Raw genomic sequence first — 21,674 nt, 5'->3', positions numbered from 1 at the left:
GCTCGACACAGCACTCCTGCGGAGCACCCTGTCGATCACGGCGTCGGATCGACCGATCCGCGCCCTCGCCGAGGCAACCCGGGCATCTTAGCCGAGGACCGCCGTGACGAGCGAATCCGGCGCAGAGCCACACACGCGACGCCGCGCCATCGTCAAGAAATCAATCATCGCGCCTTTAGGATGGGCGTCATGCCGCGACGCGACGACGATCCCACGTCGCCGGCCCCCATGGGCCGACTGCTCCTGACCCAGGTGACGCTGCTGGTCACCGCAGCGGCCATCACCGCGTTGACGCTGCTCTACGACATCGCCTCGGTCCCCGAGCGGATGGCCACCGGGCTGCTCGCCCTCGTGCTGTTGACAGCCCTCGTCGGCATCGCGCGGGGAAGCCAGGAGTGGTCCCCCGGAACCTTGCTCGTCGTCCCCGTCGTCGACCTGCTCGTCGTCGGGCATCTGCGCGTCGCCGCCCCGACGAGCGGCTTCGGCTTCATGCTGATCCTGCCGGTCGCCTGGCTGGCGGCGCACGGCGGGCGCTACGGGGGCGTGGTCGGGGCGGTCGCCGGCACCCTCGTCGCCTGGGCGCCGCTGCTGCTGTCCGAGCTCGGCGTCAGCCCCGGGCCGGTCGACGTGCCCACGGTCGCCGCGACCGCCAGCGTCACCATCGTCCTGCTCGTGCTCTCGGCGGTGCTGTCGGCCGGAGCGAACCGCGAGGCCGCGCAACGCCGTCTCCTCGACCAGCAGGCGCGCCACTCCGAGGCCGCCTACCGTCAGGCCCGCCGTGACGAGGACGTCCTCGCGGCGATCATGGACGCCGTGCCCTTCGGCGTCGTCTCCGTCGACGAGCACCGCGCGTACCTCGGCAGCAATCGCGCCGCCCGCGCCATGCTGCGCCACCTCGGCCTGCCGATGACCACCTCAGCCGACCAACTGCCGCTCTACCACCTCGACGGCGAGACCCCGGTCTCCGCCGAGGACCGTCCGCATGTGCGCGGCCTGGCCGGCGAGCCCGTCGAGGCGGAGGTCTACTGGGTCGGCCATCGCGACCAACCGCGCATGGCGGTGGAGATCAGCGGACGGCTCGTCCTGCACGAGGACGGGAGCGTCGACCGGCTGGTCCTCGTGCTGCGCGACGTCGACGAGAGCGTGGAGGCCGAAGCCGCCCGCGACCAGGCCATCGCGTCGGTGTCGCACGAGTTCCGCACGCCGTTGAGCTCGATCCTGGGGTTCATCGAGCTCGCCGCCGACACGCCCGGCCTGCCCGAGGAGGCCGCCGAGCACCTCGTCGTCGCCGAGCGCAACACCACACGGCTCCTCACCCTCGTCGGCGATCTGCTGGCGACCCGGCACCGCGCCATCCATCACGCGGTGCCGCTCTCGCTGCGCCGCGTCGACCTCGCGGAGGTCGTCGAGGAGTCCGTCACCGCGCTGCGCATCATGGCCACGGACCGGCTGCTCACCGTCACCGTCGACTCGCCCGGCCCGACCCCCATCCTGGGCGACGACTTCCGACTGCGCCAGGTCGTCGACAACCTCGTCACCAACGCGATCAAGTACAACGTCGACGGCGGCTCGATCAGCATCGCGCTGACCTGCGACGACGACGAGGCGACGCTCACCGTCGCCGACACCGGCCCGGGCATGTCGGAGAGAGAACGCGTCGAGGTCTTCGAGCCGTACTACCGCACGTCGAACGCCGCGAACTCGACCGTGCCGGGCACCGGCCTGGGCCTGGGGATCTGCCGGGAGATCGTCACCCAGCACGGCGGCACGATCCGGCTCGACGACCGCGGCGAGAGCGGTGGCACCGTCGCCGTGCTGCGCTTGCCGCGCGACGGCCGAGGAGCCGCGACATGACGGTCGACGCCGCCACCGCGCAGCTCGCCTGCTCGGTCACGCTGGCCGCGATCACCGTCTACCTGACGACGATGGCGGCCCTCCACCACGACGACCGGGCCGGTCGCACCATCGCCGTGGCCTTCTTGACGATCTCGGCCACCGGGGCGCTCGCCCTGACCTTTCCCGGCGACGGCACCGTGCAACCCCTCGCCGAGAGCGCCGCGGCCGGCGGCTACGTCCTCGGTTTCGGCCTGCTCCGCTCCGGCCTGCGGCTCCAGCAACACGGTGGGTCGTCCCAGCTCCTGTTCCCGTTCCTCGCCGCCGGGATCACGCTGGCCAGCGGCCTGCCGGACGCGGAACTCCGGGGGCTCCCCGTCCCCTTGGCGTTGTCCGCCTCCTTCTCGGCGGCCTTCGCCACCGCGACCTTCGTCGACGCCGCGCTCGGTCCGCACGCCACCGCCCCGTCCTCGCGTGCGCTGCAAGCCCTCATGGGCGTGACGACCCTCAGCATCGTCGTCACGGGGTCGCTCACCCTGCTCCGCGTCGTGGACTGGACCGAGATCATCGACGTCATCGTCGCCGTCGGCACGCTGGTGGTCTTCTCGGTGGCCGCCTTGTGCCTCAGCTCGCTGCGCGGCGAGACCGCACGGCGCGCGTGGTGGACCGACCGGTCCGACGCGCCGCCGGTCGGCTTCGAGGTGAACGGTCCGGCCGCCTTCCGCCGCGAGGCGCTCGACCGCGTCGACCGGGCGCGGTCCGGAGGAGTCGTCGTCGGCCTGCTGTGGGTCGAGGTCGAGCAGTTCGACGACCTGGGCACGGCGTTCGGTCCGGAGGTCCAAGACCAGGTGGTCGTCCGCGTCGGAGCGGTCCTGCGCGCGCAGACGCCGCCGTTCGCGACGCTGGGCCATCTGGGCGACGGACGCTTCGCGGTGCTGACCCGAGCGCACCCCGCGCGACCGCTCGACCGGGTCGCGGGCGCGGTGCGGCGTGGACTCGACCTGCGCGCCGCCGACCTTCCCGTCGCCCCGTCCTATCGCGTCGGAGCGGCCGTCGAGGGCCCCGACGACATCGACCTCGGCCGGCTGATCCGCACGGCCCGCGCCGACGCCGACATGCCGGGGCGGTGGCCTTGAGCCGATCCTGCGGCAATCTTGACGCCGCGCCGGGGTGAATCCTGAGGTCGCGGTGATCGAATGGAGACATCGATCCCGTACGCCCCGAGGTGCCCTGATGAGTCTGACCCCCGCCGACAGCACATGGACCGTCGACCACCCCGACGCCCTCGCCCCGGCGTCGGCCCGACCGGCGACCATCGGCTGCGTCATCCCGGCGTACAACGAGGAAGGCACGATCGCCGACGTGCTCGACTCGCTGCTGGCCCAGACCCGGCTGCCGAACGTGATCCACGTCGTCGTCAACAACACGACCGACGCGACCGCCGAGATCGCCGGCCACTACGCGGGCCTGCACGTGCGCGGCGAGGGCCACGCGATGCAGGCGACGGAGATCTTCGTGCACGACATCGGCGAGAACCCCGACAAGAAGGTCGGCGCGCTCAACTACGGCTTCGCGCTCGTGGAGCACATGGACTACCTCCTCGGCGTCGACGGCGACACCACCGCCGACCCCCGGGCGCTGGAGTCGCTGGCGACCGAGATCCAGAGCGACGACCGCATCGGCGGCATCTCGGCGATCTACAGCATCGACGACACCGGCCTGACCGGGTGGTTCGAGAAGTTCCTCATCGCCGGACAGCGCGCCCAGTTCGCCGCGTTCAACCTGCAGAACCTGCTGCGCGGGCGCAATATGGCGGTGCTCGGCGGGCAGTACTCGCTGTTCTCGATCGAGGCGCTGCACGCCGTCGTGGAGCAGTCCCGTCAGCGCTCGCCGTGGGTGCGCGACAGCGAGATCGAGGACTCGCTGCTGTCGCTGCAGATCAAGAGCGCGGGCTATCTCACCAAGATCAGCGCCGACGCCCGCGCGAACGTCGGCGGCATGACCGACCTGCGCTCGCTCGACGCCCAGCAGGTCAAGTGGAACACCGGGGCCATCGACCTGATGTGGCCCGGCCAGCGCGGCGACACCAAGGGCCAGCCGTTCCACCCGAACCTGCGGCTGCGCTGGTTCGAGAACGGCTCGATGATCCTCAACGCCTTCACCCGGCTGGGCTTCGTCGTGCTGCTCGTCTGCTCGCTGGCCTTCCATGCCTTCGAGTTCCGGCTGTGGTGGCTGATCCCGCCGGTGATCGCCACCGCCCTGAACACGCGGATCGCTCTGGCCATGCACGGCGCGAACCGGCGCGACTACATCTTCGCGATGACGCTGGCGCCGGCCGAGCTCTACATGTGGATCCGGCTGGGCCACTTCGCGCGCTCGTGGGCGAAGTTCCTCAGCCGGTCCCAGACCGACAACTGGGCGCTGCAGGCCAAGGCCGAACGGGGCGGCGGCGGGCGCGCCTACCTCGCCCCCTACGCGGTGGTCGCGCTGCTCGTGGTCGCGCTCGTCGCCGCGTGGTCGCAGTTGCCCGCCGGCGCCAAGTCCGACGCCCTGCTGGTCGGCTGGACCGTCCTCGGCGTCACCACCATCGCCCAGACCGCCTGGCTGCTGACCCGCGTCCTGCGCCGCCATCGCGGCTTCCGCGCCTGATCCTCCCGACCCCCAGGAGTCCTTCCCCATGAACCGTCGCCTCGCGTCCGTGGCCGCCCTCGCGCTGCTCGCCTCGCTCACCGCCTGCGGACTGGACGACCCCGCGGATAAGAAGCCGGCCCCCGTGCCCTCGGCGACCACCCCGACGGTCGGCCCGGAGGAGGCCACCGGCTCGATGTTCACCGACAACGGCACCTTCATGTCGCACACGACGATCGACGGGATCGACTTCGTGTTGACGATGTACCCGACGGACGCCACCCCGTACACCCACGAGTGGTACCCGAAGGGCGACAAATTCTTCACGATGTCGATGACCGCCTACGACACCGACCGGGACGAGCGCGACCCGTACGCGACCAAGCGCATGGTCTTCTTCGAGCGCCTCACGATCACGTCGGTCGCCGTCGACGCCGACGGGGAGACCGTCGGCCTGGAGCCCTACCGGCTCGACGAGCAGCCGGCCCGCATCACCTTCGACCCCGAGCCGCTCGCCGACCCCCAGTACGGCATGGTCATCACCTCGCCGAAGGGAGCGTTCGAGTTGCGCGACCAGGTCATCGGCGACCTCGACCCGTCGGTGCGCATGGTGACGCTGCAGTTCCGCGCCGATGTGTGGGCGCAGAACACCGCTGGCTCGGCGGAGCTCAACCGGCACACCATCGACGTCGAGATCCCCATCGTGATCTTCGACTCCGACAAGGAGACGACGAATGTGAACGAGGACGCGCCCGAGGAGCGGGACTGATCAGTCCTCCGCCAGCCGGTAGCCCACACCGCGCACCGTCTCGATCCAGCGCGGCGTGGTGCTGGAGTCGCCGATCTTGCGACGCAGGTTCGCCATATGGGTCTCGACGGCCCGCTTGTCGGCGTCGTTGACGAAGTACGTGGTGACGTAGCCCTCGCCGCGCAGGGTCAGCACGAGGTCGGCCTTGGAGCGGACCCGTCGCCCCGACGACAGCAGCGCGGCGAGCAGGTCGAACTCGCTGCGGGTGAGGTCGACGGCGCGACCGTCGACCGTGGCGACCCTGGTCGCGACGTTGACGGTGAGCCCCTTCCACGAGAGCGCGTCGTCGCCGACCGTCGCAGCGGGGGCGGCGACGCTGGCCGCCGGGGTCTGCTGAGGCACGGTCGCGACCGGCGGCGCCGGGGCTGCGGGCTCCGGGGCTCGTGCGGGCGGCGGCGTCACAGCGGGGACGACCGGAACCGCGGGACGGACGACGGGCTCGGCGATGACCGAGACGGGCGCGGGCGCCTCCTCTGCGGGAGCGGCCGTCCTCGGGCGGCGCAGCAGCGACTCGATCCGCGCCCGCAGCTCGCGCGGCCGGAAGGGCTTGACCACATAGTCGTCGGCGCCGGAGTCGAGCCCCTGCACCACGTCGATCTCGTCGGACTGGCCGGTGAGCATGATGATGTAGGTGTCGCTGAACTCGCGCAGCCGCTTGGCGACCGCGAAACCGTCCATGCCGGGCATGTTGACGTCGAGCGTGGTGAGCACCGGCTCGTGGGCGCGCACCGCCGCGATCCCCTCCTCGCCGCTGCCCGTCAACACCGGCTCGAAGCCGCTCTGCGTCAGGATCGCCCGCAGCAGCTCGCGGATGTCCGCGTCGTCCTCGATGACGACCGCGACGCGCCGCCTGCTCGATGAGTTCATGCTCCGACCGTAACGAACAGATGGCCGTTCAGCCCAATCTCACCCGCCGACGCCCGCCCCACGGGCCAGTTCCACTGCGAGGGAGACCGAGAACTCGCCGGCGGGCGGACCGCCCCGGCACTGCCCGTCGCTCTCGCCGGGCGGCTTGACCCACCAGCGCGCGTCGAGCGCGGAGCCGTCCTCGACGGCCGCCGAGGTCACGCCGAGCGCGCGGCCCTCGACATTGCACCACTCGCCGGGCACGGCGCCGCGGCCGTTGCGGCTGGAGTCGACGATGTAGTGGGCCTCGGGCAGGCTCTCGCGGATCTGCTCGGCGTAGGCCAGCTCGTGGGCGTCGCTCTGATAGTTCGCCACGTTCAGGCTGAAGCCGCGCGCCTGTTCGACGCCCGCTCGACGCAAGCGGTCGGCCATGGTGTCAGCGTCGATCCAGTCGGAGTGCCCGGCGTCGAGGTAGACCGAGGCGGGTCCGCTCAGCTCGCCGACCGCGAAGTCCAACAGATCGAGGCGCTCGTCCTCGTCGCCGCACTCGGCCAGCGTGCCGAGCGCGTCCGGCTCGACGACCACGACGGGGTCCCCGTCGAGGGCTCCTGCGATCTCCTCGACCCAGGCTCGGTAGTCGTCGGCGGGCAGGCCGCCGGAGGACTCCCCGTCCACGCAGTCGCGCGCGGTGACGCCGTAGACGACGAACACGACGAGCCGGCCGTCGGCGTCCCGGACGATCTCGGAGACGAACTCGGCCGCCTCACCTCGCGGATGGGCTTCTGGCGTCAGCCAGACCGCGGTCGGGGTCGAGGCGATGTGGCGCAGCGCCTCGGCCTCGGAGCCGGTCGCCTCTTCCGCTGCGGTCGCCGCCGCCGAGCCCGGCCAGACGTAGCCGTCCCGCCCCGCGAAGGGGTTGTCGTCGCGGGAGAGGCAGGAGGACGCCACGAGAAGGATCACCGCCGCGATCGCCGCGGACAGCCCCCGGCGCGCCGCAGTGGCCACGAGCTTACTCCTTGAACAGGCTCGTGACCGAGCCGTCCTCGAAGACCGCCGAGATGGCCTGGGCGAACAGCGGCGCGATCGACAGCTCGGTGAGCTTGTCGAAGCGGTGGTCGTCCTTCAGCGGAAGCGTGTTGGTGATGATGACCTCGACGGCCGAGGAGTCGCGCAGCCGCTGGACGGCCGGGCCGGAGAACACCGCGTGCGTGGCGGCGATGACCACCTCGGCGGCGCCCTCGGCCATCAGCGCCTCGGCGGCCTGGACGATCGTGCCGCCGGTGTCGATGAGGTCGTCGACGAGGATGCAGGTGCGGCCCTTGACCTCGCCGACCACACGGTTGGCCTTGGTCTCGTTCGGGCGGGTGACGTCGCGCGTCTTGTGGATGAAGGCCAGCGGCGCACCGCCGAGCGAGTTCGCCCACGACTCGGCCACCTTGATGCGGCCGGCGTCGGGCGAGACGACGGCCAGCTCACGGTCGGCGTACTTCTCTTTGACGTGCTTGGTGAGGATCGGCATGGCCAACAGGTGGTCGACCGGGCCGTCGAAGAAGCCCTGGATCTGCGCGGTGTGCAGGTCGACCGTCATGAGCCGGTCGGCGCCGGCGGCGAGGAAGAGGTCGGCGACGAGGCGGGCCGAGATGGGCTCGCGGCCGAGGTGCTTCTTGTCCTGACGGGCGTAGCCGTAGAACGGCAGCACCACGGTGATGCTCTTGGCCGAGGCCCGCTTGAGCGCGTCGATCATGATGAGCTGCTCCATGATCGCCTCGTTGATCGGCGCGGAGTGGCTCTGAATGACGAAGGCGTCGCAGCCGCGCACCGACTCGTCGAAACGCACATAGATCTCGCCGTTGGCGAAGTCGTAGGCGGTGGTCGGCACGAGGTCGACGCCCAGCAGCTCGGCCACCTGCTGGGCGAGCACCGGGTGGGCGCGGCCCGAGAAGAGCATCAGGTTCTTCGTCGGGGTGAGCTTGGCGGACGAGGTGGACGTAGGCTCGGTGCTCACTCGCGGTTCTCCCGTGCTTGACGTGCGGCCTCGGCGGACGAGGTGCCGGGTCGTCTGGCCTCGACCCACCCGTCGATCATCCTCTGTCCGCCCTCGCCGACGGCGAGCGCCCCCGACGCGACGTCGGAGCGGACGGTGGTCCCGGCGGCGGTGTAGGCGCCGTCGGCGATCTGGACCGGCGCGACGAAGACGTTGCCCGAGCCGGTGCGGGCGTGCCTGCCGATCGTCGTGCGGTGCTTGTCCACGCCGTCGTAGTTGGCGGTGATGCTGCCGGCGCCGACGTTGGCGCCCTCGCCGATCTCGGCGTCGCCCATGTAGCTCAGGTGCGGGACCTTGGCGCCGGCGCCGATGGTGGTGTTCTTGGTCTCGACGAAGGCGCCGATCTTGCCGCCCTCGCCCAGCACCGTGCCGGGGCGCAGGTAGGAGAAGGGGCCGACCGTGGCGTTCGCCGCGATGACCGCGTCGGAGCCGTGCGTGCGCACGACGCTCGCGCCCTCGCCGACCTCGACGTTGCGCAGCGTGGTGTCGGGGCCGATGGTCGCGCCCTCGGCGACGGTCGTGGCGCCGAGCAGTTGCGTGCCGGGCAGGATCGTGACGTCGGGCGCGAGGGTGACGCCTGAGTCGATCCAGGTCGTCGCGGGGTCGACCACGGTGACGCCTTGACGCATCCAGTGCTCGACGAGCCGGTCGTTGAGGACCCGGCCGAGGGTGGCGAGCTGGACGCGGTCGTTGACGCCCTCGGTCTGCCAGACGTCCTCCAGGACGTGCGCGCCGACGGGGAGGCCGTCGCCGACGGCGTGCGCGACGATGTCGGTCAGGTACAGCTCGCCCTGGTCGTTGTCGGTGCGCAGCGCGTCGACGGCAGCGCGCAGGAAGTCGGCGGCGACGGCGAGGACGCCGCTGTTGATCTCCCGGACGGCCCGCTCGTCGTCGCTGGCGTCGCGGTGCTCACGGATGGCGAGGACGTTGCCGGAGTCGTCGCGGATGATGCGTCCGTAGCCGGTGGGGTCCTCGGGCTCGGCGCTGAGGATGGTGACGGCGCGGCCGGCCTGGCGGTGGTCGTCGAGGAGGGCGGTGAGCGTGTCGGCGGTCAGCAGCGGCACGTCGCCGTAGGTGACGAGCACGGTGCCGTCGGGGGCCTCGTCGAGGGCATCGAGCGCGATCTTGACCGCGTGGCCGGTGCCGAGCTGCTCCTCCTGGACCACCTGCACGACGTCGGCGTCGATGCCACTGACCACCTCGGCGACCAGCTCGCGGCCGTGGCCGATGACGGCGACCGTGCGGGCCACGCCCAGCTCGCGCACCGCGTGCAGCGCGTGGCCGACGAGCGGTCGTCCGCCGATCTCATGGAGCACCTTCGGCAGACGCGACCTCATCCGAGTCCCCGCGCCCGCGGCCAACACGATGGCCGTCACTTGTTCAGACACCCGGTAAGTGTAGAAGCCGACCGTCGCTCAGTCACCCAGCCCCAACGCGGCGGCCAGTCCTTGATCCACCCGCCGCATCGCGCCTGGAGACAAAGCCGCCACCAACCCGATGATCTCGTCCTCGTACAGTCCCACGATGTCGTCACACACCGCTCTCCCGGCGACACCCGTCTCGTCCAGTTCGACGATACTGGGGATCGAAGGCTTCCGGCTGGTCGTCAACCTCACCGCCAACACATCACGAAGACGCTGATTCCGTCGGTTGTTCGAGACGATCACGAATAACTTCGGCTCGTTCAGCCCGATGTCGGCGCGCACCACCTGCCCGCGCACGAGCGGCCACGGACTCATGCCTCGTCGGCCCACTCAGGGCGCCGACGGCGAGCCACCCGCTGATGACGATCCTGATCACGCTCCGCCGCCATCTCGGCGTAGCCCGCATCCTCAAGTCGTTCGAGCACCGCTTTCAAACCGGCTTCCCACACGGCGTGCAACACCGCCGCCTCACTGCTGCCCTCCGTCAGGTCGACTCCCGACAAGTCCATCAGCGCCGCCCGATGCGAAGCCGATGCGCGCAGGGCGGCGAGTTCTCTCACATCCCGTTCGGTCAGCGGAAGCGACTTACGAGTTGAGCGCTGCACCGTATCCATGCATCACATTATGCAGCAGATGTCCACCGCTGCCAACGAATAGCACGTTCCCGCGTGACAGATGTGTGACAGCCTCCAACCATAGAGCCGAAGGACTCCGACGAGTGAGCCGACGTCCATGCCGAGACATCAGGAGATCTGGCTCCCCGGGTAGGAGTCGAACCTACGTCGCTTGTCCTGATTCAAAGTCAGGCGGGCCCTGCCGGCAGACCAACCGGGGATCGTGAGGGATCAGATTACCCGCGAGGCCCGGCGCTCCGGCCGACGCCCGTGAGATATCTCGACATCAAGAATCTTGAGCAGTACCGTATCGGCATGCCCGAGACGGACGAAGTCGACGAGATCGTCGAGGCCTGGCGGCGCGAGCGCCCCGACCTCGACGCCTCGCCCATGCAGGTGCTCAGCCGCGTCTCGCGGCTCGCCCACCATCTCGACCGCGCCCGCAAAGAGGCCTTCAAGGCCCACGGCCTCGACTCCTGGGAGTTCGACGTGCTCGCCGCGCTGCGACGCGCGGGCGGCGACTACGAGCTCTCCCCCAGCCGCCTCGTCGCCGAGACGCTGGTCACCAGCGGCACCATGACCAACCGCATCGACCGGCTCGTCGCCCGTGAACTCGTCGAGCGGCGCGCCGACCCCGGCGACCGGCGCGGCGTGCTCGTCCGGCTCACCGCCGAGGGCGCGGCGCGCGTCGACGACGCCCTCGCCGAACTCCTCACTCGCGAGGCCGCGCTCCTCGACGACCTCGACGCCACGGACCGCGACCGTCTCGCCGCCGACCTGCGCGCACTCACCCACCGCTTCGACGATCAGGCGTCCTGAACCTAGGCTGTCCCGGTGGCGCATCTCCTCGGGGCCGAAGGCCTGCACCTGTCCTATCCGACCCGTGACGTGCTCGAGGACGTCACCATCGGGCTCGACGAGGGCATGCGCGTCGGCATCGTCGGCCGCAACGGCGAGGGCAAGTCGAGCCTGCTCGGCATCCTCGCCGGACGGGTCGAGCCCGACGAGGGCCGCGTCACCTACCGCCGCGACGTCCGACTGGGAATGCTCGGGCAGAGCGACGAGCTCGACGACGACACGACCGTCGGGCACGCCATCGTCGGCGACACCCCCGAGCACGAGTGGGCCGGCGACGCGAAGGTCAGGAACGTGCTCGCCGGACTGGTCAGCGACCTCGACTGGTCGGCCCGGATCGGCGACCTGTCCGGCGGCCAGCGCCGCCGCGTCGCGCTCGCCGCGCTGCTCGTCGGCGACTGGGAGGTGCTGGCGCTCGACGAGCCGACCAACCACCTCGACGTCGAGGCCATCGGCTGGCTCGCCGAGCACGTGAAGACCCGGTGGGCCAAGAACGCCGGCGGTCTGCTCGTCATCACCCACGACCGCTGGTTCCTCGACGAGGTCTGCACGACCACCTGGGAGGTCCACGACCGCATCGTCGAGCCCTTCGAGGGCGGCTACGCGGCCTATGTCTTGCAGCGGGTCGAACGCGACCGGATCGCGGCCGCCACCGAGTCGAAACGGCAGAACCTCATGCGCAAGGAGCTCGCCTGGCTGCGGCGCGGCGCCCCCGCTCGCACCAGCAAGCCGAAGTTCCGCATCGACGCGGCCAACCAGCTCATCGAGGACGTGCCGCCGGTGCGCGACCCGATCAGCCTGCAGCGGCTCGCCGTCGCCCGGCTCGGCAAGGACGTCGTCGACCTGATCGACGTCGGCGTGACCTTCGACGACCGTGAGATCTTGCGCGACGTCACCTGGCGGATCGGCCCCGGCGAGCGCACCGGGATCCTCGGTCCGAACGGGTCGGGCAAGTCGACGCTGCTCGGCCTGATCTGCGGCACGCTCGCGCCGACCGCCGGCCGGGTCAAACACGGCAAGACCGTCGAGATCGGCATTCTCGACCAGCAGTTCAGCCAGTTGGCCGAGATCGGCGGCAACCGGGTCCGCGAGGTGCTGGCCCGCACGCAGGCGTCGTTCACCATCGACGGCCGCGAGCTCACCCCGGCGCAGTTGCTGGAACGGCTCGGCTTCGCCCGCGAGCACCTGTCGGCGCGGGTCGACGACCTGTCCGGCGGGCAGAAGCGCCGCCTGCAACTGCTGCTCCTGCTGCTCGGCGAGCCGAATGTGATCGCCCTCGACGAGCCGACGAACGACGTGGACGCCGACATGCTCGCCGCGATGGAGGACGTGCTCGACTCCTGGCCGGGCACCCTCATCGTCGTCTCGCACGACCGTTATCTGTTGGAGCGCGTCACCGACCAGCAGTACGCGATCCTCGACGGCCGGCTGCGCCATGTGCCCGGCGGCGTCGACGAGTACCTGCGGCTGCGGGCCGGCCAGCCCCAGGAGTCCACGCTCGCACCGCTCGCCGCGAGCGAGCCCGCCGCGCCCGCGACGCCAGGCCTCTCGGGGGCCGAGCGCCGCACCGCCCAGAAGGAGCTGGCCGCCGCCGAACGCCGCCTCGACAAGCTAGCCAGTGAAATCGAGGTCTTACATCAGCGCATGGCCGACCACGACCAGAGCGACTACGCGGGCCTGACCCGCCTCAGCGAGGAGTTGCGCGCTCTGGAGGACGAGGTCGCCGAGCGCGAGGAGCGCTGGCTGGAGCTGTCCGACCTGCTCGGCTGAGGCCGATCGCGTCGGGCAGAATGCACGCATGACCGCCACCGAGGATCTCGTCAGCTACGCCGTCACCGACCATGTCGCGGAGATCACGCTGCGGCGGCCGGACGCCGCCAACGCCTTCGACCTGCCGCTGGCACAGAGCTTCCAGGCCACCGTCGAGCAAGCGTTGGCCGACGCCGACGTCCATGTGATCCTGCTGGCCGGGGAGGGCGCTCGTTTCAGCGCGGGCGGCGACCTGGCCTCGATGGTCGACGCGCCCGATCCTCAGGCGGCGCTCGCGGAGTTGGCGCGGATCGCGCATCTGGCGGTGAAGGCACTCGACGCGCCTGACGGCAAGCCGGTCGTCGTGGCCGTGCAGGGCGCGGCGGCGGGCATCGGCCTGTCGTTCGTACTCGGCGCGGACGTGGTGGTCGCGGCGCGTTCGGCGAAGTTCGTCACCGCGTACACCTCGGTCGGCCTGACCCCTGACGGCGGCATGTCCTGGCTGCTGCCGCGTGTGGTCGGCCAGCGCCGGGCCGCCGAGCTGCTGCTGACCGCCCGCCCGGTCGACGCCGAGGAGGCCGAACGCCTCGGCATCGTCTCGACGATCACCGACGACGACCCGTTGGAGGTGGCCCGCGTCGAGGCGGCCCGTCTCGCGCAGCGTCCGGCCGAGGCGCTGGCCCAGGCCCGCCGCCTGGTCCGCTCGTCGTGGTCACGCGACCTCGCCCCACACCTCGACGACGAGGCCGAGACCATCTCCCACATGGTCTCGACCGAACCGACGCAAGGTCTCATCAACCGCTTCCTCAAGCGGTGACGGCGGCGTCGAAAGCTCCCTGAACAGCGCTGAGGCCGGCTCCCGCCCACGGCGGGGGGTCCGGCCTCCACTTCCCGATCCCCCAGCAGGGGTGGGCAATACGTCGAACGTAGCAGACCCAACGGCATGGCGCCAGTTATCCACACATCGGCCTGGTGGACACTGGCCGGAATAGCCGGCAACGCCTAACGTGACCGCATGCCTGAAGCCCTCCATGCCTGGATCGACGAGTCTGTCGAGGTCAGTCATGAAGGCCCCGGCTTCTATATCCTCGCCGCGAGTGTCACTCAGCCATCGGCCGAGAACTCCCTCCGCAACGGGCTACGAGACTTGGTGTTCCCCGGACAACCGCGACTACATTGGCGTGACGAGAACTCTCGTCGTCGAGACACCATCGTCACCGCCATCTCGACCATGGACCTAAAACATCTCGCCGTGATCGCTCCTGCGGAAGCGAAACGTCAGGAGCGTGCTCGCCGCAAGTGCCTGGAGCGGCTGCTCTACGAACTCGACCAAACGCAGGTCGTACGATGCTGGCTCGAATCGCGTCAGCCAGCCTCAGACCGTCGCGACCACTACATGGTCGAGACCTTGCGAGGCAGCCAGACCATCAGCGACCACCTCCGCGTCGCTTTCACCACACCGCTCGACGAACCACTGCTCTGGCTCCCCGACGCGGTGGCGGGCATGACACTCGCTGACCAGCGCGCCGGCACCGCTCATTGGGCCAGGCGCCTCGGCGACTCCTACCGAGTCATCCGCCTCTGAGATCAGCGTCTGGACAGACGCGGAGGCCGGCTCCCGTCGTCCGGCGGGGGGTCCGGCCTCCACTTCCCGATCCCCCAGCAGGGGTGGGCGTTGCTTTGACGCTAGCACGCATGTCCGGAGAGAGCCAAGCTTTCCGCACACAAGGCGTCAGCGACGCAGCGGACGGCCGTCGGCAGCGTCGAGCTTGCCGGTGGCGATGAGGATCAGGTCGATGAGCGACCAAAGACCCAGGCCGCCGCAGGTCAGCAGTTTGAGGACGCCGAGACCCGGATAACCGAGGTAGAAGCGGTCGACGCCGAGGCCACCAGCGAAGATCGCCAACAACACCGCCGTCATGAACTGCTTGTCGCTGGCCTGCCCGGAAAGTCCCGGCACCTGACCTGCGGGGAAATACTCCCCGCCGTCACGCGACAGCTGCGTCTCAGGCACCACTTGCCCCAGTCCAACCAGCGCCCGAAGTCCTGCGGCGTCCATGGGTGCCAGGCGCTGCCCCATCACCACGGCCTCATAACGCCCCTCGGGCATCGACATAGGAACGAACGGCTCAGCGCGCCACTTCGACAAGGCGATTGTCAACACGATGAGAAAAATCACCGTCACCGGGGCAATGACAAACAGGAACTCCATGCGCGCGGACGCTACCCCCCCCCCGAGCGTTTTTGTCAATGAGGAGCGGCCCTTTGAAGAGCGGAAGAGCGGACCTGGATATCTCAGCCGATGACGCGGACGCCCTGAGCCGGGCCGTGCGCGGTAACCACCGCAGAGACCCCCGGCGCGTCCCACAGCTCGACCGACATCAGCTCGACGTCGTCGCCCGGCTCCAACAGGAACACGCAGGTCGGCCCCGAGCCGGAGACGATGCCCGCCGCGGCCCCGGCGTCGAGGCCGCACTGCAGCACCTCGTCGAGCTCGGGCCGCAGCGACAGCGCGGCGGGCTCCAAGTCATTGACCATGAACGCCGACAGCAGTTCGGTGTCACCGCTGCGCAGCGCGGTCATCAGCTCCGAGGAGAGGCCCGGCGGCTCCGGGTCGGGGACGAGCCGGTCGTACTCCCGGTAGACCTCCGGCGTCGACAGACCCGTGTCAGAGACGGCGATGAGGAAGCTGTAGCGCCCGCGGGCGAGCACCGGCATGACCTGCTCTCCGCGCCCCGTGCCGACCGCGATGCCGCCGTGCAGCAGGAAGGGGACGTCTGAGCCCAACTGGGCGGCCAACGGCTCCAGGTCGTCGCGGGTCAGCCCCAGCTCCAGCGCGACATTCGCGCCGACCAGCGCGGCGGCGGCGTCGGCCGAGCCGCCCGCCATGCCTCCGGCAACGGGGATGTTCTTCTCGATGACGAGGTCGAGGCCGGCGCGCACGCCAGTCGCCTCGCGCAGCAGCTCGACCGCCCGCACCGCGAGGTTGTCGGGGCCGAGCGGGATGCCCGCGTCGGGCGACTTCTGCGAGCGGGTGTAGGCGTCGACGGTGATCTGCTCGTCCTCGCGGGGCGTCACCCGGACCACGTCGTGCAAGTCGAGCGCCAGATAGACGGTGGCGAGCTCGTGGAAGCCGTCCTCGCGCACAGGACCCACCGACAAGCCGAGGTTGATCTTGGCCGGAGCCCGCACGCTGATCGCCTTCACACGACCAACGTAGTGTCCGGGGTGGTTCTTAGTCGAGGTGGTCGGCGATCGCACGGAAGGCGCGCACGTCCAACTGCTCGCCCCGGGTCCGCGGGTCGACGCCCGCCGCGAGGAGCGCCGCCTCGGCGGCCACCCCCGACCCGGCCAACCCGGAGAGCGCCGAACGCAGGGTCTTGCGGCGCTGGGCGAAAGCGGCGTCGACGACCGCGAAGGTTCTCAGGCGGACCGCCTCGTCTCCCATCGGCTCGGCGTGACGCGTCCAGGCGACCAGCTCGGAGTCGACGTTGGGCACCGGCCAGAACACGCCGCGCCCGACCGTTCCCGCCGCCTCGACCCGGCCGTACCAGGCGGCCTTGACGCTCGGCACGCCATAGGTGCGCGAGCCCGGTCCCGCCGCCAGCCGGTGCGCGACCTCGGCCTGCACCATGACGAGCGCCCGCGTGATCGACTCGTAGCGCCGCAGCACGTGCAGCAGCACCGGGACCGAGACGTTGTAGGGCAGGTTCGCGACGAGGGCCGTCGGCGCGGGTCCGGGCAGCTCGTCGATGCGCATCGCGTCGGCCAGCACGACCTCGACGTCGCGCCCGGGCGCGTGCTCGGCCAAGGTCGACGGCAAGAGGTCCGCCAACGTCTCGTCCACCTCGACGGCCACGACCCGGCGAGCCGTCTCGGCCAGCGCGAGGGTCAGCGAGCCGAGGCCCGGCCCCACCTCCAACACGACGTCGGCGGCGGTGACGCCGGAGACCCGGACGATGCGACGCACGGTGTTGCCGTCGACGACGAAGTTCTGGCCGCGCTGCTTCGTCGGACGCACCGACGCCCCCTCGGCGAGCCGACGGACGTCGGCCGCGCCGAGGAGGCGCACAGGTGGGAGCGGCGGGTTGCTCAGAGGAGCCCCAGCTTCGCTGCGCAGCCGGGCCACTGGCCCCAGCCGGATCGTGCCTGCAACTGCTGAGCGCGCATCGTCTGCTCCTCCGCAGAGGCCTCCGACGGCAGGCCGGATCCGCCCATCGCACGCCAGGTGCTCGCAGAGAACTGGTACAGGCCGTAGAACCCGTTGCCGGTGTTCGTCGCCGGGTTGCCGCCGGACTCGCACTGGGCGAGGGCGCCCCAGACACCGCCCATGTCGACGGCCGGACGCTCCTTCGTGCCGACCTTCTCGACCTGGGTGACCGGCTCCAGCGAGACGACCCGCTCCACCACGACGCGGTCGCGCTGCTGGCCGTCGGCCGTCACGATGTCGACCGTCTCGGTGGCCTTGCCGGGCACGCCCTCGGTGACGACGGTCTTCTCGCCCTCGTAGGCCTCGGGGTCCTCCTGGGTCTCGGTCTCGAACGGGACCTCGACCTCCTCGGTGCGCTGCTCCTTGACGATGCGCACGACCTTCAGCGCCGCGTCGGGAGTGACGAGGGTCTCGGCGGCGGGCACGACCTCGTCGTCCTCGTCGAGGGTGACACCGGCCTCCTCCAGAGCCTCGCCCACCGTGGGCGCGGTGGTCTCGAACTCTTGGGTCTGGCCGTCGGCGGTGATCGACACCTTCTTCGGCGTGCTGACGACGACCTCGAGGCCGTCGCGCGGGATCCTCTCGTCCTCCTCTGCCGACACGTAGGCGCCCTCGGGCACCTCCACCTCGTGCTCGTCGAGCAGTTCGCCGACGGTCGGGGCGTAGGTGACCTCCTCGACGGCCTCGCCGTCGACGGCCACGGTGACGGGCTTGGCGTACTCGACGACGATCGGCTCGTCGGAGTCCGGCGCGGAGCCGAGCTCGACGCTCACCTTGTCCTTGTCGGCGAGCTTCACGCCGCGGGAGTCGAGCACCTCGGCGACGCTGTCGTCGAAGGTGCGGACGGTCTCGGTCTTGCCCTCGACCGTGACGTCGACGGTCTCGCTCATGGACGCGTAAGCGGCGGCGCCTCCCGCGAGCACGGTGAGCACGAACACGTGGAGCGCGATCAGCCAGGGGGCTTTGGCGACTCCGTCGTCCCGGTGGGTCAAGCGGCCCAGGAGGGCCAGTCGGTCAGAGATGATATGAGGGAACTTCAAGCTGCTTTCCTCGTCTGTTGGCACACGCTTCTCAGCGCTCGGTCAGCCGTTCCAGAGTAACCGGACAGGAGGGTCCGTCAAGCCGTTTTCCCCAAGATCCCGCTGAATCAGGCTGAGGGGAGACTGTGACGCGGCCACGGCCCGCCGAAGGCGCGGTCGGTGTTCTCATCGATCTGACGACACAGGTCGGCGAGGTCGTCACCTCGTGTTTCGGCCATGTTTCGCAGGGTGAACGGGATGAGGAAGGAGGCGTTCGGACGGCCCCGGTGCGGCGTCGGCGTCAGGAACGGCGCGTCGGTCTCGACGAGGACCCGGTCGGCCGGTGTGATCTTGAGCGCATCGCGCAGTTCCGGGGCGTTGGAGAACGTCACGGTGCCCGAGAAGGAGAGGTAGGCGCCCCGTTCGACGCAGGCCCGGGCGAAGCCGGCGTCGCCGGAGAAGCAGTGGAAGACCGTCCGCTCCGGCAGGCCCTCGTCGTCGAGGATCGCGAGGACGTCGGCGTGGGCGTCACGGTCGTGGATGACGAGCGCTCGGTCGTGCTTCTTGGCGATACGGATGTGCTCGCGGAAGGAGTGGTGCTGCGTCTCACGTCCGCCTTCGCCGGTGCGGAAGTAGTCGAGGCCGGTCTCGCCGACCGCCCGGACGTGGGGGTCGGCGGCGAGCGCGTCGATCTCGGCGATGGCTGAGTCCAACTCGCCCTTCTCCGCCAAGAGCGGCGCCTCGTTGGGGTGCAGGGCGACGGCGGCCACGACGGGCTCGTGGGCCCGGGCGGCCTCGACGGCCCAGCGCGAGCCCTCCAGGTCGCAGCCGACCTGCACGATGCGCGGCACCCCGACGGCGGCGGCCCGGTCGAGCGCGTCGGGCACATCGATCAGCAGCCCGCCCTTGATCCGGTGGTCGAGGTGGCAGTGGTTGTCGACCACCGGGTGCGGCAGCGGCTCCGGCGCGTCCGGCCACGGCCAGTCCGCCGACACCTCAGTCCCCCAGCTCGATGCGCGGGAAGAGCGGGGCGGTCTTGACGATCGGCGTGCCGACGGGAATCTGGCCCCAGCGCGGGGCGTCGGCGACGCGCTGGTCGGCGAGGTCACCGAGCCTCTGGCCGCCGACCGACTGCCACAGCACGCGCGTCGCCTTCGGGATGACCGGGTGCAGCAGCACCGCGAGCGCCCGCAGACCCTCGACCGTCGTGTTGAGGATCGTGCCGAGCCGGTCGCGCTGGGACTCGTCCTTGGCGACCTGCCAGGGCTGCTGCTCGGTGACGTAGCCGTTGAGCGCGTCGACGACCCGCCACACCGACGCGACCGCGTCGTGCGGGGCGACGGCGTCGATGGCGGCCTCGGCGTCGGCGGTGGCCTGGCGCACGAGGTCGATCACGGCCTGCTCCGCCTCGGTCGTCTCACCACTCGCCGGCAACTGGCCGTCGAAGTACTTAGCCACCATCGCCGCGGCCCGCGAGGCGAGGTTGCCCAGGCCGTTGGCGAGCTCGGCGTGGTAGCGCGCGCCGATGTCCTCCCAGGAGATCGAGCCGTCGTTGCCGAAGGTCAGCGCGCGGGAGAAGTAGTAGCGGTAGGCGTCCGAGCCGAAGGTCGCGACGATCTCGTTCGGGTGGATGCCGTTGGCCTTGCTCTTGGACATCTTCTCGCCGCCGACGAGGATCCAGCCGTGCGCGAACACCCGGTGCGGGATCGGCAGCCCGGCGGCCATCAGCATCGCCGGCCAGATGATCGCGTGGAAGCGGACGATGTCCTTGCCGACGATGTGCACGTCGGCGGGCCACAGCTCCTCGAAGCGCGCCTCGTCGTCGCCGTAGCCGATGGCGGTGACGTAGTTGAGCAGCGCCTCGATCCACACGTAGAAGATGTGGTCGTCGTCCCACGGGACGCCGATGCCCCAGTCGAAGGTGGAGCGCGAGATGGACAGGTCGGTCAGGCCGCGCGAGACGAAGCTGACGACCTCGTTGCGCGCCGAGGCGGGCGCGATGAAGTCGGGGTGCGCCTCGTAGAAGTCGAGCAACTGCTGCTGGTAGTCGCCGAGCCGGAAGAAGTAGTTCGTCTCGGTCATGTGCTCCAGCCGCGAGCCGTCGAGCGCGGAGACCTTGTGGCCCGCGTCGTCGCCCTCTCCGTCCTTCACATCGTCATCGCCGACGAACTCCTCCGAGCCGACCGAGTACCAGCCGGAGAACTCGCCCTTGTAGACCGCGCCGTTGTCCTGGAGCCGTTGCCAGAACGCCTGGACGCCGACCTGGTGCCGCTCCTCGGAGGTGCGGATGAAGTCGTCGTTGGCGGCGTCGATGGTCTCCAGCATCGGCTTCCACTCGCGCTCGACGAGGCCGTCGACCCACTCCTGCGGGTCGACGCCGTTCGCCTCGGCCTTGCGCAGCACCTTCTGGCCGTGCTCGTCGACGCCGGTCAGGTACCAGACTCGCTCGCCGCGCTGCCGGTGCCAGCGGGTCAACACGTCGCCCATCGTCGTGGTGTACCCGTGCCCGATGTGGGGCGCGTCGTTGACGTAGTAAATGGGCGTGGTGACGTAGAACGTCCGATCTGACATGCCACCCATCCTATGTGGTCACCTCTCTTCCCAGATTTGCGGCAAGTTCAACCGAATGTGCCCCCGGATTCGGTTGAACTTGGCGCAAATCTGGGGAGGACGCTAGCCGTGGGCGGCGGCGTAGACGGTGTTCTTGGGGGCGCCGGTGGCGGCGACGACGTGGGCGACGGCGTCCTTGCGGCTCATGCCGTCGGCGCGGGCGGCCTCGACCAGCGCGGCGAGCGACGCCGGGCTGAGGTCGACCGGCTCGTCGGGGGCGCCGGAGACGACCAGGGTGACCTCGCCGCGCACCCCGTGCTCCTGGGACTCGGCCCATGCGACCAACTCCGCGAGCGGTCCGCGCACGACTTCCTCATAGGTCTTGGTCAGCTCCCGGCACACGACGGCGGGACGGTCGGCCCCGAAAGCGTCGCGCATCGAGGCGAGCGTCGCGGCCGTGCGGTGCGGCGACTCGAAGAACACCAGCGTGCGCCGCTCGGAGGCCAGCTCGGCGAACGCCTTGTCGCGCGCCCCGGCCTTGCGCGGTGGGAAGCCCTCGAAGGCGAAGCGGTCGACCGGCAGCCCCGAGATCGCCAGCGCGGTCAGCACCGCCGACGGTCCCGGGATGACGCTCACCTCGACCCCGGCCCCGACCGCCGCCGCGACCAGCCGGTAGCCCGGGTCGGACACGCTCGGCATGCCCGCGTCGGTCACCAACACGATCGTGTCGCCCGCGACCAGCCGCTCGGCCAGCTCGACCGTGCGCGCCTGCTCGTTGCCCTCGAAGAAGGACACGACCTTGCCCGTCGGGCGCACTCCCAGGTCCGAGGCCAGCCGCGACAGCCGGCGCGTGTCCTCGGCCGCGATGACGTCGGCGGACTCCAGTGCGGGGCCGAGGCGGCTCGACGCGTCCGCGACCTGTCCGATGGGCGTTCCCGCGAGGATCAGCATGTCCGCATCGTCCCACTTCCCCATCAGGCGGTGAGTTATCCACCTCACCGTGGCCATTGGTGGCTCAACCACCCAATGAGCGCGCATAGGGGGGGTGTGCCACCGGCGTAGGGGCCAAGGTGGACAACTCACCGCCCCAGGGG

General features: G+C 70.5%; 21 protein-coding genes and 1 tRNA gene. 8 read left to right on the top strand and 14 right to left on the bottom strand.

Features of this window, described 5'->3' with window-relative positions:
• Nucleotides 1-189 precede the first annotated feature (189 nt).
• The 4 genes from QM621_RS13980 (at nucleotide 190) to QM621_RS13965 (ending at nucleotide 5,230) form a co-directional block, all read left to right on the top strand.
• Nucleotides 190-1,854: a sensor histidine kinase gene (locus tag QM621_RS13980; protein ID WP_414991000.1), complete on the top strand. Its 1,665-nt coding sequence runs from the start codon at nucleotides 190-192 to the stop codon at nucleotides 1,852-1,854.
• Nucleotides 1,851-2,969, top strand: coding sequence for a hypothetical protein (locus QM621_RS13975; protein ID WP_414990999.1), 1,119 nt, complete (start codon nucleotides 1,851-1,853; stop codon nucleotides 2,967-2,969). The genes QM621_RS13980 and QM621_RS13975 overlap by 4 nt, the downstream gene beginning before the upstream one ends.
• A gap of 97 nt (nucleotides 2,970-3,066) precedes the next feature.
• Nucleotides 3,067-4,482 (top strand): glycosyltransferase family 2 protein, encoded by a 1,416-nt coding sequence (locus QM621_RS13970; RefSeq protein WP_414990998.1) that lies wholly within the window; start codon nucleotides 3,067-3,069, stop codon nucleotides 4,480-4,482.
• A 28-nt stretch (nucleotides 4,483-4,510) separates the two neighbouring features.
• The gene (locus QM621_RS13965; protein ID WP_414990997.1) at nucleotides 4,511-5,230 is read left to right on the top strand and encodes a hypothetical protein; all 720 of its coding nucleotides are present in this window, start codon (nucleotides 4,511-4,513) and stop codon (nucleotides 5,228-5,230) included.
• Here QM621_RS13965 and QM621_RS13960 read toward each other — a convergent pair whose 3' ends face one another.
• The 7 genes from QM621_RS13960 to QM621_RS13930 form a co-directional block, all read right to left on the bottom strand.
• Nucleotides 5,231-6,136: a response regulator transcription factor gene (locus tag QM621_RS13960; protein ID WP_414990996.1), complete on the bottom strand. Its 906-nt coding sequence runs from the start codon at nucleotides 6,134-6,136 to the stop codon at nucleotides 5,231-5,233. It lies immediately after the preceding gene.
• Between the two features lie 39 nt (nucleotides 6,137-6,175).
• Nucleotides 6,176-7,120: a glycoside hydrolase family 6 protein gene (locus QM621_RS13955; RefSeq protein WP_414990995.1), complete on the bottom strand. Its 945-nt coding sequence runs from the start codon at nucleotides 7,118-7,120 to the stop codon at nucleotides 6,176-6,178.
• A gap of 4 nt (nucleotides 7,121-7,124) precedes the next feature.
• Nucleotides 7,125-8,120, bottom strand: a complete 996-nt coding sequence (locus tag QM621_RS13950) for a ribose-phosphate diphosphokinase (RefSeq protein WP_414990994.1) — start codon at nucleotides 8,118-8,120, stop codon at nucleotides 7,125-7,127.
• Nucleotides 8,117-9,547, bottom strand: a complete 1,431-nt coding sequence (gene glmU, locus QM621_RS13945; protein ID WP_414990993.1) for a bifunctional UDP-N-acetylglucosamine diphosphorylase/glucosamine-1-phosphate N-acetyltransferase GlmU — start codon at nucleotides 9,545-9,547, stop codon at nucleotides 8,117-8,119. Before glmU ends, QM621_RS13950 begins: the two co-directional genes overlap by 4 nt.
• Nucleotides 9,548-9,574: 27 nt before the next feature.
• Nucleotides 9,575-9,898, bottom strand: a complete 324-nt coding sequence (locus tag QM621_RS13940; RefSeq protein ID WP_414990992.1) for a type II toxin-antitoxin system PemK/MazF family toxin — start codon at nucleotides 9,896-9,898, stop codon at nucleotides 9,575-9,577.
• Nucleotides 9,895-10,197 carry a hypothetical protein gene (locus tag QM621_RS13935; protein ID WP_414990991.1) on the bottom strand — a complete coding sequence of 101 codons (303 nt, stop codon included), beginning with the start codon at nucleotides 10,195-10,197 and terminating at the stop codon, nucleotides 9,895-9,897. Before QM621_RS13935 ends, QM621_RS13940 begins: the two co-directional genes overlap by 4 nt.
• Before the next feature lie 139 nt (nucleotides 10,198-10,336).
• A tRNA-Gln gene (locus tag QM621_RS13930) sits at nucleotides 10,337-10,418 on the bottom strand.
• Between the two features lie 94 nt (nucleotides 10,419-10,512).
• Between QM621_RS13930 and QM621_RS13925 the strand changes: the two genes are divergently transcribed.
• The 4 genes from QM621_RS13925 (at nucleotide 10,513) to QM621_RS13910 (ending at nucleotide 14,386) form a co-directional block, all read left to right on the top strand.
• Nucleotides 10,513-11,016 carry a MarR family winged helix-turn-helix transcriptional regulator gene (locus QM621_RS13925; protein WP_414990990.1) on the top strand — a complete coding sequence of 168 codons (504 nt, stop codon included), beginning with the start codon at nucleotides 10,513-10,515 and terminating at the stop codon, nucleotides 11,014-11,016.
• A gap of 15 nt (nucleotides 11,017-11,031) precedes the next feature.
• Entirely contained in the window at nucleotides 11,032-12,822 is a 1,791-nt protein-coding gene (locus QM621_RS13920; RefSeq protein WP_414990989.1) for an ABC-F family ATP-binding cassette domain-containing protein, read from the top strand.
• A 28-nt stretch (nucleotides 12,823-12,850) separates the two neighbouring features.
• Complete coding sequence (locus QM621_RS13915; RefSeq protein ID WP_414990988.1) at nucleotides 12,851-13,618, top strand: enoyl-CoA hydratase/isomerase family protein; 768 nt, start codon at nucleotides 12,851-12,853, stop codon at nucleotides 13,616-13,618.
• Nucleotides 13,619-13,816: 198 nt separating this feature from the next.
• Nucleotides 13,817-14,386, top strand: coding sequence for a hypothetical protein (locus QM621_RS13910; protein WP_414990987.1), 570 nt, complete (start codon nucleotides 13,817-13,819; stop codon nucleotides 14,384-14,386).
• Nucleotides 14,387-14,533: 147 nt separating this feature from the next.
• On the opposite strand, the gene QM621_RS13905 is transcribed toward QM621_RS13910, so the two are convergent.
• The 7 genes from QM621_RS13905 to rsmI form a co-directional block, all read right to left on the bottom strand.
• Complete coding sequence (locus QM621_RS13905; protein ID WP_414990986.1) at nucleotides 14,534-15,013, bottom strand: NINE protein; 480 nt, start codon at nucleotides 15,011-15,013, stop codon at nucleotides 14,534-14,536.
• Between the two features lie 83 nt (nucleotides 15,014-15,096).
• On the bottom strand, nucleotides 15,097-16,008 hold the full coding sequence (locus QM621_RS13900) for a 4-(cytidine 5'-diphospho)-2-C-methyl-D-erythritol kinase (RefSeq protein WP_414990985.1): 912 nt from the start codon (nucleotides 16,006-16,008) through the stop codon (nucleotides 15,097-15,099).
• A gap of 28 nt (nucleotides 16,009-16,036) precedes the next feature.
• Nucleotides 16,037-16,873, bottom strand: a complete 837-nt coding sequence (gene rsmA / locus QM621_RS13895; RefSeq protein WP_414990984.1) for a 16S rRNA (adenine(1518)-N(6)/adenine(1519)-N(6))-dimethyltransferase RsmA — start codon at nucleotides 16,871-16,873, stop codon at nucleotides 16,037-16,039.
• A 20-nt stretch (nucleotides 16,874-16,893) separates the two neighbouring features.
• Nucleotides 16,894-18,051, bottom strand: a complete 1,158-nt coding sequence (locus tag QM621_RS13890) for a ubiquitin-like domain-containing protein (protein ID WP_414990983.1) — start codon at nucleotides 18,049-18,051, stop codon at nucleotides 16,894-16,896.
• Between the two features lie 107 nt (nucleotides 18,052-18,158).
• Entirely contained in the window at nucleotides 18,159-19,025 is an 867-nt protein-coding gene (locus QM621_RS13885; protein WP_414990982.1) for a TatD family hydrolase, read from the bottom strand.
• A 1-nt stretch (nucleotide 19,026) separates the two neighbouring features.
• Entirely contained in the window at nucleotides 19,027-20,601 is a 1,575-nt protein-coding gene (metG, locus tag QM621_RS13880; protein ID WP_414990981.1) for a methionine--tRNA ligase, read from the bottom strand.
• Nucleotides 20,602-20,703: 102 nt separating this feature from the next.
• Entirely contained in the window at nucleotides 20,704-21,531 is an 828-nt protein-coding gene (rsmI, locus tag QM621_RS13875; RefSeq protein WP_414990980.1) for a 16S rRNA (cytidine(1402)-2'-O)-methyltransferase, read from the bottom strand.
• Nucleotides 21,532-21,674 lie beyond the last annotated feature (143 nt).

The organism is Aeromicrobium sp. (assembly GCF_047606445.1).
Taxonomy (GTDB): Bacteria; Actinomycetota; Actinomycetes; order Propionibacteriales; family Nocardioidaceae; genus Aeromicrobium.
Note: the sequence above shows the minus strand (reverse complement) of the source record. Positions and strands in the feature narration are given on the sequence as shown.